The sequence below is a fragment of the Streptomyces sp. NPDC012510 genome, from assembly GCF_042955065.1.
GTDB lineage: Bacteria > Actinomycetota > Actinomycetes > Streptomycetales > Streptomycetaceae > Streptomyces.
On the sequence record NZ_JBIBEN010000002.1, the window covers coordinates 90,767 to 102,638 of the forward strand.

The 11,872-nt window shown below is 69.7% G+C and carries 8 protein-coding genes; all 8 read right to left on the reverse strand.

What is annotated here, in order from left to right:
* Positions 1-83: 83 nt before the first annotated feature.
* Positions 84-881, reverse strand: a complete 798-nt coding sequence (locus ACFY9I_RS03275) for a TIGR03936 family radical SAM-associated protein (RefSeq protein ID WP_390995966.1) — start codon at positions 879-881, stop codon at positions 84-86.
* A gap of 48 nt (positions 882-929) precedes the next feature.
* Positions 930-2,156, reverse strand: a complete 1,227-nt coding sequence (locus ACFY9I_RS03280; RefSeq protein WP_390995969.1) for a hypothetical protein — start codon at positions 2,154-2,156, stop codon at positions 930-932.
* A 680-nt stretch (positions 2,157-2,836) separates the two neighbouring features.
* Positions 2,837-4,759, reverse strand: a complete 1,923-nt coding sequence (locus ACFY9I_RS03285; RefSeq protein WP_390995972.1) for a TIGR03960 family B12-binding radical SAM protein — start codon at positions 4,757-4,759, stop codon at positions 2,837-2,839.
* Positions 4,760-4,856: 97 nt separating this feature from the next.
* Positions 4,857-6,398, reverse strand: a complete 1,542-nt coding sequence (locus tag ACFY9I_RS03290; RefSeq protein WP_390995975.1) for a CHAD domain-containing protein — start codon at positions 6,396-6,398, stop codon at positions 4,857-4,859.
* Positions 6,399-6,487: 89 nt separating this feature from the next.
* Complete coding sequence (rodA, locus tag ACFY9I_RS03295; protein WP_390995977.1) at positions 6,488-7,684, reverse strand: rod shape-determining protein RodA; 1,197 nt, start codon at positions 7,682-7,684, stop codon at positions 6,488-6,490.
* The gene (gene mrdA, locus ACFY9I_RS03300; protein WP_390995980.1) at positions 7,681-10,005 is read right to left on the reverse strand and encodes a penicillin-binding protein 2; all 2,325 of its coding nucleotides are present in this window, start codon (positions 10,003-10,005) and stop codon (positions 7,681-7,683) included. The genes rodA and mrdA overlap by 4 nt, the downstream gene beginning before the upstream one ends.
* Before the next feature lie 207 nt (positions 10,006-10,212).
* A complete protein-coding gene (mreD, locus tag ACFY9I_RS03305; protein ID WP_390995982.1) occupies positions 10,213-10,881 on the reverse strand; it encodes a rod shape-determining protein MreD in 669 nt (222 codons plus the stop codon).
* 28 nt (positions 10,882-10,909) lie between these two features.
* Positions 10,910-11,863, reverse strand: a complete 954-nt coding sequence (gene mreC, locus ACFY9I_RS03310) for a rod shape-determining protein MreC (protein WP_390995985.1) — start codon at positions 11,861-11,863, stop codon at positions 10,910-10,912.
* Between the last annotated feature and the right edge of the window lie 9 nt (positions 11,864-11,872).

Below are 11,872 nucleotides of genomic sequence, written 5' to 3' on the forward strand. Positions count from 1 at the left end.
CGGCCTGGCGAAAGTCTTGTGGTCGGTGCGCTGCCCGACCCAGGTGGCTCCCGGATCCGAGGGCGGCGCTACGACATCCGTCCCTACGCGGGGCCTACCGGCGCCGACGCCTTCGCGGCGGCAGCGGGTTCGGCCGTTGAGAGGGCCGGCGCTGCCTCGCGGTCGGGCGCGAGCGGGTCGGTCACCGTGCCGGTCTCTTCATCGAAAAGCCCCTGCGCCAGCCTGGTCACCGCTGCGGGGACCGGCGGCGCCAGGTCGGCCACGGCGCGGAGACCGGACAGGACGTCGTCGGGTCGTACGGCAGGCGTCACGTGCCGAACAACCAGCCGCAGTATCGCACAGGGCTGGTCCGTCGGCCTATCAGCCTGTGGACCGTGCGTCTCGGAACCGTCGAGAACGTCGAGGTCGACGACCGCGGCACGGGCGTCGAAGGTCCGTACGCCGTTCTTTGTCCTGCGCTGGACCTCGACGAGGTCCGCCGCCTTGAAGGCCTCGACCGCGCGCGCGGCGTCCGCCGGGTCCACGCCGTCCAGGCGCAGCTCCCAGACGGAGGCCGTGAGCCGGTCGGCGAGCCCGGAGGTCCGGGCCTCGACCGCGTCGACGATGTCGAGCCCGGTGGGCAGGGACTCGTCGAGGAGGATCCTGAGCTTCTCCGGGTCGCGCGCGTCGGTGAGCGCGATCTCCAGGTACTCCGCCTCACTGCCCGTGCCGGTGGGTGCGGCATTGGCGTACGACACCTTCGGATGCGGCGTGAACCCCGCCGAGTACGCCATCGGCACCTCGGCACGGCGCAGCGCACGCTCGAAAGCGCGCTGGAAGTCACGGTGGCTGGTGAACCGGAGGCGGCCGCGCTTGGTGTAGCGCAGTCGGATGCGCTGCACCGCGGGTGCGGGCGGCGGGCCTTCGGGCTGTCGCTTGCCCAGTGTCGTTCAGTCCTTCGTGAGAGCCGTCGTACTTCTACCAAGAGTACGTGTCTCGGCGCCCGCCGGTTCCCGCCGGGCGACCGGCTGTGGTTCCGCCGGGCGGCCGAAGAGGGCCCACCGCACACCGGCACGGGCCTGGCGGACGGATTCGCGGGCGGCGGCGAGGGTCTGACGCGTGGTGCGGCCCACGGCACGGGCGACCTCCACGGCCGGCTTCCACACCACGTCCCGGACGAAGTGGCCGGCGGGCGTGAGGACGGTCCGGTACACCCAGCGGGTCGGCTCGACGAAGATCCAGCGGAAGAGGTTGGCCAGGAAGCGTCCGACGACCAGCGAAATCCGCCCGGCCACGCGCCAGGCGTGTCCGAGGGCGTCCAGGATTTCCCGGCCGAGGACGGCGAGGGCCCGGCCGACCGGGGTGAGCACCCAGCGCCACACGGCGAACGCGGGCAGCACGAGCAGGACGCGCACCGTCCAGTAGATCCCTAGCCAGAGCCCGATGAGGATCATCCGTACGAGCCACCCGACACCCCGGGCCACCCACGCGATGGCGTGCCCCACGGGCGTCAGCAGGTACTGGTACAGCCACACGGCCGGTACGACGAGGAGGTACCGCACCAGCCAGGCGACGCCCGTGAACAGCGCGAGCGCCAGGGCCGCGGTCCCGGCCCCGATGCCGCTGGCCAGCCAGGCGACACCCCGCCCGAGCGGCACCAACGTCCACCGGTACAGCAGGACGAGCCCGGCCCAGAGTCCGGTGGCCACCCACACGACCCCGACCCACAGGCCGGCCGCCGCCCACACGACCCCGCCCCAGATCCCGGTGGCCGCCCAGACGATCGCCCGCCCCACGGGCGTCAGCACGTACCGGTGGACCCACACGGCCGGCACCACCAGCAGCCGATACCCGAGCCACCCGAGCCCCTTGGCGATGGGCACGACCGCGTACCGCCACAGCGCCACCCACGGCCACACGAGGACGGCCTCGGCGAGCCACAGCAACACACGCCCCATCGGCCGCAGCACGGCATGCCCAAGGAACCGGCCGACCACCACCAGCGCGTCCCACACCATCCGCACCGGCACGACCAGCACGAGCACCACGATCCGCACGGGAATCCGGATCGCGACGGTGAGACACCCCTCGGGCGCCTGCGCCACCGGGGCCGTCCGCCCCGCCTGTGCCGTCTGCCGCCGCTCGGGTTCCCGCGCGGGCCGCTTCTCCAGGTCCATGAGGCGTAGACGCCTCAGCGCCCCGTACGGATCCCGTCACATGCCCGTGACTTCTCGCCCGGCCCGCCTCGCACCCTCCGCCGTCACTCGGCCGACTTGGCCGACTTCACCGCCTTGACCGACTTGCCGGACTTGCCGGACTTGGCGGCCCGAGCGGTTGGCCGATCCGTACACGCGCAGAAGCCGCCCCTGAGGAGGCGGCAACGCGCGAGTACACCGGGCCGGCGGCGCGGAAGCTGTTCTCAAGGCGTGAGGTAGTCCCCCCAGCCGAACGTAGCCACGTACGCGCGCCGCACGGCGTTCCAACCACGCCAATCGCGCAGATACGCAACCAGCAACGCCATGGAGTACCAGGCACCGAAACAGTCCACGACCATCCATGCCCGTCCGGGACTTCCAAGGGTGGCGACGACAACCACCGCAATGGCGGTCGCCACCAAGCCGATGTGAGCACCTCGAACATCGACCCTCATCGCACGGCGCACCGACCGGCGGTCCGCAGGTGCATCCCGCGCGGGGCGGCGCCCCGCAGCAGCACCATCACCCTCGAAGTCAGCACCGCCCGTCACGGGCACCTCCGGAACGCTCGGTCACCGGCACCGTCCCCTCCCCACTCCGCCACCTCGGGCAGAACCCGCGCGGAGCCCACAGGAGGCGGCAACGGCGTCGCCCGGAGCCGGTTACTTGACCGACAGCGGCAGCAGCTTCTTGCCCGTCGGGCCGATCTGGATGGACGTGTCCATCTGAGGGCACACGCCGCAATCGAAGCAAGGGGTCCAGCGGCAGTCCTCGACCTCGGTCTCGTCGAGGGCGTCCTGCCAGTCCTCCCAGAGCCAGTCCTTGTCGAGGCCGGAGTCGAGGTGGTCCCAGGGCAGGACCTCCTCGTAGGTGCGCTCGCGGGTGGTGTACCAGTCGACGTCGAGGCCGAAGCCGGCGAGGGCCTTGTCCGCGCAGCTCATCCAGCGGTCGTAGGAGAAGTGCTCGCGCCAGCCGTCGAAGCGGCCGCCGTCCTCGTAGACCGCGCGGATGACGGCGCCGATGCGGCGGTCGCCGCGCGAGAGCAGGCCCTCGACGATGCCCGGCTTGCCGTCGTGGTAGCGGAAGCCGATGGAGCGGCCGTACTTCTTGTCGCCGCGGATCTTGTCGCGAAGCTTCTCCAGACGCGCGTCCGTCTCCTCCGCGGAGAGCTGCGGGGCCCACTGGAACGGGGTGTGCGGCTTGGGCACGAACCCACCGATCGACACCGTGCAGCGGATGTCGTTGGAGCCGGAGACCTCACGGCCTTTCTGGATCACTCGGGTCGCCATGTCGGCGATCTGGAGGACGTCGTCGTCGGTCTCGGTCGGCAGGCCGCACATGAAGTACAGCTTCACCTGGCGCCAGCCGTTGCCGTACGCCGTGGAGACCGTCCGGATCAGGTCCTCCTCCGAGACCATCTTGTTGATGACCTTGCGCATGCGCTCGGAGCCGCCCTCGGGCGCGAAGGTCAGACCCGAACGCCGGCCGTTGCGGGTCAACTCGTTGGCGAGATCGACGTTGAAGGCGTCCACGCGGGTCGAGGGGAGGGACAGACCGATCTTGTCCTCCTCGTACCGGTCCGCCAGGCCCTTGGCGATGTCGCCGATCTCGCTGTGGTCGGCGGAGGAGAGGGAGAGGAGGCCGACCTCCTCGAAGCCCGTCGCCTTGAGGCCCTTCTCGACCATGTCGCCGATGCCGGTGATGGAACGCTCGCGGACCGGACGGGTGATCATGCCCGCCTGGCAGAAGCGGCAGCCGCGGGTGCAGCCGCGGAAGATCTCCACCGACATGCGCTCATGGACCGTCTCGGCCAGCGGGACGAGGGGCTGCTTGGGGTAGGGCCACTCGTCCAGGTCCATGACGGTGTGCTTGGACACCCGCCACGGGACACCCGACCGGTTCGGTACGACACGGCCGATACGGCCGTCCGCGAGGTACTCGACGTCGTAGAACGCCGGGATGTAGACGGAGCCGGTCTTCGCGAGGCGGAACAGGACCTCCTCACGCCCACCCGGCCGGCCCTCCGCCTTCCACGCGCGGATGATCTCGGTCATGTCGAGCACGGCCTGCTCGCCGTCGCCGATGATCGCCGCGTCGATGAAGTCGGCGATCGGCTCGGGGTTGAAGGCCGCGTGGCCGCCGGCCAGCACGATCGGGTCGTCGAGCGTGCGGTCCTTGGACTCCAGGGGGATCCCGGCGAGGTCCAGGGCCGTCAGCATGTTCGTGTAGCCCAGCTCCGTGGAGAAGGACAGGCCGAACACGTCGAAGGCCTTCACCGGGCGGTGGCTGTCTACGGTGAACTGCGGGACGCCGTGCTCCCGCATCAGTGCCTCCAGGTCCGGCCAGACGCTGTACGTGCGCTCGGCAAGCACACCCTCGCGCTCGTTCAGCACCTCGTAGAGGATCATGACGCCCTGGTTGGGCAGACCGACCTCGTACGCGTCCGGGTACATGAGCGCCCAGCGGACGTCCGAGGACTCCCAGGGCTTGACGGTGGAGTTGAGCTCACCGCCCACGTACTGGATCGGCTTCTGCACATGCGGGAGCAGGGCCTCGAGCTGTGGGAAGACCGACTCGACAGACATCGCGGGGATTACCTTCGTGAGCTGACAGGGGTGACCATCTAGCCTAACGCCCCTGGAGGCACCCCTCGTACGCCCGGCTTCCGGCCCCGCCCGGCCGTCAGAGCGGCATGTCGGCGCTGATCTTCGCCCAGGTCTTCGGCAGCGCGCCCTCCGCCAGCTCGGCCCGCCGCTCCTCCCTTCCGTGGAGCAGCCCGTACGTGAAGGCGCTCTCACCCGCCTCATGGGCCTGGAAGGCGAGGTCGCGCAGGGTTTCGCGGGCCATCACGCTGTCCTGGTGGTCGCCGAGGAGGCTCTGCAGGGACTTCATGTCCTTGACGATCCCCTTGGCCGTCTTGCCGAGGACAGGCTCCGCCGCCTCGGCCGCGTACCGGGTGCGCTTGGTCTTCTTGCGGGCCTCGTGCATGGCGACGTCCCGGTCGGTGCCGGCCGGCTGGGCCAGAGCCTCCTCCACCAGGGCCGCCACCTTGGCGTAGTCCTTCCTGACCGCCTTGGTGATCACCTGCTCGGGGTCGCCCCCGGCGGCCTCGAGCAGTGGCGGATCCGCGATGACGGCGTCGAGGGCTTCCAGGAGATCCAGGTAACGCCGCCCGTCCAGGGCGTCGATCAGCTCGCGCCGGGGGCCCGCACCGCCGTCCCGCTCCGCCCAGGTGCGCAGCCGCGTGCGGACCGGGCCCGCGATCAGGTTCTCAGGAAGATCGTCCAGAGCTTCGGTGAGCCGTTCCGTCAGCACCTCCTGGTCACGGTCGACTCCCAGTTCCCCCGCCAGCCACTTCAGCTCCTCACCGATCGGATCCGTGACGGCCCGGTCGAGCACCTTCCCGAACGACTTGAAGGTGCTTCGCAGCCGGCGTGTGGCCACCCGCATGCTGTGCACGGAGTCGAAGACGTCCCGGCGCACGGCAGGATCGAGCTCGACGATCGCGTCACGCTGGACACGGACGTACGCGAGGACATGGTCGCCGGGGGTGACGGGCTCGCGTTCGCCCGCCTTCTCGGCCTTCCCCTGCTTCTTGCCCTTCCTCCCGTCCTTCTTCCCCTTCTTGGGCGCGGTCTCCTTCAAGGCCCTGGCCAGCTTCGACGGTGACTCGGACGGCCGTACGCCCGCCTTGCGCAGCTTCTTGTCGATCTTCTCCAGGAAGGCGGGGTCGCCGTCGTCGGCGAGTTCCACCTCGATCTCCGACCACTGGGCCGTCCGGCCCTCGTCGGTGAGGCGTTCGGCGACCACGGCGTCCACGCTGACCTCCGCGAGGAGGGTGCCGTCCGCGTCGAGCAGATCGCTGACGTCGCGCGTGGAGAGGAGACGGACCAGCGGGACCAGCTCGGCCTTGCGGACCCGGGAACGCACGAGCCCCGCGAGATCGTCGGGCAGCGTGTCGGAGAGCGGGGCGCGGATCTCGTCCCGTACGCCCGAGGAGACGGGGATTTTCAGATGCCAGCCCGCGTCCTTGCCTCCGGTACGGCGACGCAGGGTGATGGAGGCGGCGGCGAGACGTTCGTCACGGGTGTCGTAGTAGACGGCGTCCAGCTCCGCCACACCCTTGTCGAGGACGGTCGCCACCCCGGCCACCCCGGTGAGGTCCGGCAGGCCGCTCTCGTCGGATTCGTACTTCCGCTCGATCTCACGCTTGGTCTCCGCCATGAATCGAATCTAGTCCTCCTTGCGACAAAGGGGCAGACCACCGCCTCCGGGGGGGAGCGCGGCGGCCTGCCCCGGAGGGCCGCGGTGCCCTACGCCGACATGGGGCGCTGGACCCGGATGGACTGCAGCAGCCCCACCGCCACCCACACCGCGAACATCGACGAACCGCCGTATGACACGAAGGGCAGGGGCAGGCCCGCCACCGGCATGATGCCAAGGGTCATGCCGATGTTCTCGAAGGCCTGGAAGGCGAACCAGGCGATGATGCCGCCGGCGACGATCGTGCCGTACAGCTCGGTGGTCTCGCGGGCGATCCGGCAGGCCCGCCACAGGACCACGCCGAGCAGCAGGATGATCAGCCCGGCTCCCACGAACCCCAGCTCCTCCCCCGCCACCGTGAAGACGAAGTCCGTCTGCTGCTCGGGCACGAACTGCCCCGTGGTCTGCGAGCCCTTGAACAACCCGGTGCCGAGCAGCCCACCCGATCCGATGGCGATACGGGCCTGGTTGGTGTTGTAACCGACGCCGGCCGGGTCCAACTCGGGGTTGGCGAAGGCCGCGAAGCGGTTGATCTGGTACTCGTCGAGCACCCCGAGCTGCCAGACGGCGATCGCCCCGATCGCTCCCGTGCCGATGAGGCCGAAGATCCACCGGTTGGACGCGCCGGAGGTGAGCAGGACGCCCAGCACGATGACCACCATGACCATGACCGACCCGAGGTCTGGCATGAGCAGCACGATCAGTATCGGGACGGCGGCGAGCCCGAGGGCCTGGACGACCGTGCGGTGGTCGGGGTGGAGTTTGTCGCCCGCGTCGACCCGGGCCGCCAGCAGCATCGCCATACCCAGGATGATCGTGACCTTCACGAACTCGGAGGGCTGCAGTGAGAACCCACCGCCGACGACGATCCATGCGTGGGCGCCGTTGATGGTCGCGCCCATGGGGGTGAGCACCAGCAGGATCAGCAGCACCGAGATGCCGTACAGGATCGGCACCGCCGTGCGCAGGGTGCGGTGACCGAGCCAGACCGTGCCGATCATCAGGGCGAAGCCGATGCCGGTGTTGAGCAGATGCCGGAGCAGGAAGTAGTACGGGTCGCCCTGGTTGAGCTCGGTGCGGTTGCGGGTCGCCGAGTAGACGAGGGCAGCGCCGATCAGGGAGAGCGCGATGGCCGAAAACAGTATCGGCCAGTCGAGCCTGCGGGCGAGCGAGTCACGGGCGAACAGCCGGGTCCAGCCGGAGCGTTCGGGCCCGTACCCGGAGACGGAGAAACTGTTGCCGGTCATACGGCCCTCCTCCGCCTCTCGCCGGTCATACGACCGCGACTGCCGCTGCCCCTACGCCGTCGGCCCCGGCAGTCGGTGCGCCTCCTCGCCGCTCGATTGCCGCTGCCGCCGCGTGCAGGGACGATTGCCGGCTGCTCGAAGGACACCGGCTGGGCCTCCGGTCCCGCGGCGATCGTCTGGGCCTCCTCGGCGGCCTTCTCCTCCGCGGTCTTCTTCGGCGGGTACGACTCCAGCTTCGGGGCATCGATCGAACCGTCGGACTCGATCTTCGGCAAACCCTTCTGCGGAGTCGGCAGCAGCGCCTTCTTCTTGTCGATCTTGCCGTCCTCGGAGACGCCGTAGAGCGCGTTGTAGAGCTTGCGCACGGCGGGCGCCGAGGCGCCGGAGCCCGTACCACCCTGGGAGATCGTCATGACGATCGCGTAGTCCTTGGTGTAGGTGGTGAACCAGGAGGTCGTCTGCTTGCCGTAGACCTCGGCCGTACCCGTCTTGGCGTGCATCGGGATCTCGTCCTGCGGCCAGCCCTGGAAACGCCAGGCTGCCGTACCACGGGTCGCGACTCCCGCGAGGGCTTCGTCTATCTCGGCTCGCGTCTTCTGCGACATCGGCAGCTTGCCGTGCGACTTGGGTGCGAGCTCCTGGACGTTCTTCCCGTCGGCGCTGATGATCGCCTTGCCGACGGTGGGGTCGTAGAGGGTGCCGCCGTTGGAGATGGCCGCGTAGATGGTGGCCATCTGGATGGGGGTGACGAGGGTGTCGCCCTGCCCGATGGAGTAGTTGACGGAGTCACCGGCGCGCAGGCGGTTGCCTTCGAGGCAGTTCTCGTAGGCGATCTGCTCGGCGTACGAGCCGCCCTTCTTGCCGTACTTGCACCAGGCGTCCTTGTTGGCCTCCCAGTACTCCTGCTTCCACTGGCGGTCGGGGATGCGGCCGGTGACCTCGTTCGGCAGGTCGATGCCGGTCTCGGCGCCCAGGCCGAACTGATGGGCGGTCTTGTAGAACCAGTCGTGGGCGCCCTTCTTGGGCTTGATGCCTCCGTCGCGCTTCCACTCCTCGTGGGAGAGGCGGTAGAAGACGGTGTCGCAGGAGACCTCCAGCGCCTTGCCGAGGCTGATCGCGCCGTGGCTCTGGGACTCGAAGTTCTTGAAGACCTGGCCGCCGATCGAGTACGAGCTGGAGCATTCGTAGGGGCCGTTGAAGGAGTAGCCCGCGTTGACCGCGGCGGCCGTCGGGATCACCTTGAAGACGGAGCCGGGGGCCGACTGGCCCTGGATGGCGCGGTTCAGCAGCGGGTAGTTGGACTTCTTGCCGGTGAGCTTGGCGTAGTCCTTGGCGGAGATGCCGCCGACCCAGGCGTTCGGGTCGTAGTCCGGGTTGGAGGCCATGGCGACGACGCGGCCGGTCTTGGCCTCCATGACGACGACGGCACCGGAGTCGGCCTTGTAGTGCGTCCCGGTGTTGCGGTCCATCTGCTTGCGGGCTTCCTTCATCGCTTCGTTGAGTTCGTACTCGGCGATGCGCTGCACACGGGCGTCGATGCTGGTGACCAGGTTGGCGCCGGGCTTCGCCGGGTCGGCCTCGGCCTCACCGATGACCCGGCCGAGATTGTCGACCTCGTAGCGGGTTACGCCGGCCTTGCCGCGCAGCTCCTTGTCGTACTGGCGCTCCAGGCCGGAGCGGCCGACCTGGTCGGAGCGCAGATAGGGAGAGTCGGTGTCCTGGGCCTTGGTGATCTCCTCGTCGGTGACCGGCGAGAGATAGCCGAGGACCTGCGCGGTCTGGGAGCCGCCCGGGCCGGCGTAGCGGCGGACGGCCTGGGGCTCGGCGGTGATGCCGGGGAAGTCCTCGGAGCGCTCACGGATCTGCAGGGCCTGTTTGGGCGTGGCCTCGTCGGTGATGGGGATCGGCTGGTAGGGCGAGCCGTTCCAGCACGGCTGCGGCGTCTCGGAGTCGCAGAGCCGGACCTTGTCCATGACGTCCTTGGGCTTCATGTCCAGGACGCCGGCGAGCTTGGTGAGGACGGCCTTGCCGTCGTCGTCCATCTTCAGCAGGTCGGTGCGGGAGGCGGAGACCACGAGGCGGGTCTCGTTGTCGGCAATCGGCACTCCGCGCGCGTCCAGGATCGAGCCGCGCACGGCGGGCTGCACGACCTGCTGGACGTGGTTGCCGGAGGCCTCTTTGGCGTAGGCGTCGCCCTCGCGGATCTGGAGGTACCAGAGGCGGCCGCCGAGGGTGCCGAGGAGGGAGAAGACGAGGATCTGGATGATGACGAGCCGGATCTGGACCCGTGGGGTCCGCCCGGTCTCCGGGATGTTGGTCACTGCCTGTCTCCCCCTCTCAGTACGTGTGCGGGCGGTGCACGTGCGGGTGGTGCGTGTGCGGGTGGTGCGCGATGTGCTGGTACATGCTGTGCGCAGTGTGCTGGTACATGGGGTACACCGCTCGGCGGTGATCGGTTCCCACCTCGGCCCCGGGCGGCGGCCAGGCAGGCGCGCTTCGCGTGGATTCCGGTGTCGTGTGCCGTGCCGTCACAGCCGCTTGACCCCCTTGATGCGTCCCGCCCTGGCCGCCCGTGAGCGCGCGGCCCTGATGCGGAGTCCGCCGCGCTGGCCGCCGATGCGCAGGCCGGTGCCGGAGGAGAGCCAGCCGGAGGAGACGTCGGCCGCCTTGGCTTTGTTGGTCTCTGCGAGCGGGTCGTTGTCGGCACGGCGGGCGAGGGCCATGACGCCGGGGACGACGAAGGGCGCGAGCAGCAGGTCGTAGAGCGCGGCGGTGAACAGCAGGCTGGGCAGGCCGACATGACGGGCCGCGTCGTCCCCGACGAGGGCCCCGACACCGGCGTACAGGAGTGTGGAGCCGAGCGCGGCGACGACGACCACGGCCATCGGGCCGGTCGCCGACTTGAGCCGGCCCGTCTCGGGCTTGGCCAGGCCCGTGAGATAGCCGATGACGCAGAGGACCAGGGCGTACCGTCCGGCCGCGTGGTCGGCGGGTGGCGCGAGGTCGGACAGCAGCCCGGCGCCGAAGCCGATCAGGGCGCCGCCGACATGGCCGTAGACCAGGGCGAGGCCGAGCACGGTGAGGAGCACCAGGTCGGGTACGGCGCCCGGGAGATGGAGTCTGGCGAGGACACTCACCTGGATCACCAGGGCGACGATCACCAGGGTGGTGGAGAGCAGCATCCGGTTGAAGCGCATGAAGGGGTCAGCTCCTACTGTCCTACGTCTACTGCTCTGGTGACTGTCCGTCGGCGCCGGCGCCGGGTTCGTCCGCGCCCGGTGTGACCGTCACCGTGACGGTCGGCGTGGGCGTGGCCCTCGGCTTGTCCGGCAGGACGGTGTCACGCGGGTCCTTGCGGGGTGGCTGGACGACGACACCGACGATGTCGAGCTGTGTGAAGGCCACGAACGGCTTGACGTAGACCGTGCGGGTGAGGTCGCCGCCTGAGGGGTCGACGCGGGAGACGACACCGACCGGGACCCCGGGGACGAACGGTTTGTCGGCCTGCGAGCCGAAGGTGACGAGGCGGTCGCCCGCCTTCACCTTCGCCTTGCCGTTGAGGAGTTCGACGCGCAGCGGGCGGTCGCCCTGGCCGGAGGCGAAGCCGAGTTCGTCGGTTGCCTCCATGCGGGTTCCGACGGTGAAGTCGGGGTCGTTGGCGAGGAGGACGGTCGCGGTGTTCGGTCCGACGGTGGTGACGCGTCCGACCAGCCCGTTGCCGTTGAGGACGGTCATGTCGCGGGTGATGCCGTCGTTGGTTCCGATGTCGATGGTGACGGTCCAGGAGAAGCCCTGGGCCGCTCCTATGGCGATGACCTCGGCGCCCTTGATGCCGTACTGGCCGTGCGCGGCGGTCTTCAGCATCTTGTCGAGCTGTTCGACCCTGCTGCGGTTGCGGTCGTCGCTGCCGAGGGACGCCTTCAGTTCGGCGTTCTCCTTCTCCAGCGCGGCGAGACGGTCGTGGCGGGAGCCGGAGTCGCGGACGGCGCTTATGGCGTTGCCGATCGGGTCGACGGCGGTGGACACGCCGTCCTCGATCGGGCCGAAGACGGTCGCCGCTCCACGTCGGGCACCGTCGACCGGTGAGTCCTCCCCGCCCCGGATGTCCACCGTGATCAGCGCGAACGCGACGGCGACCAGCAGCACCAGGAGCAGCCGGCTCTCTCGTGTGTCCCTCACGTGCGGCGG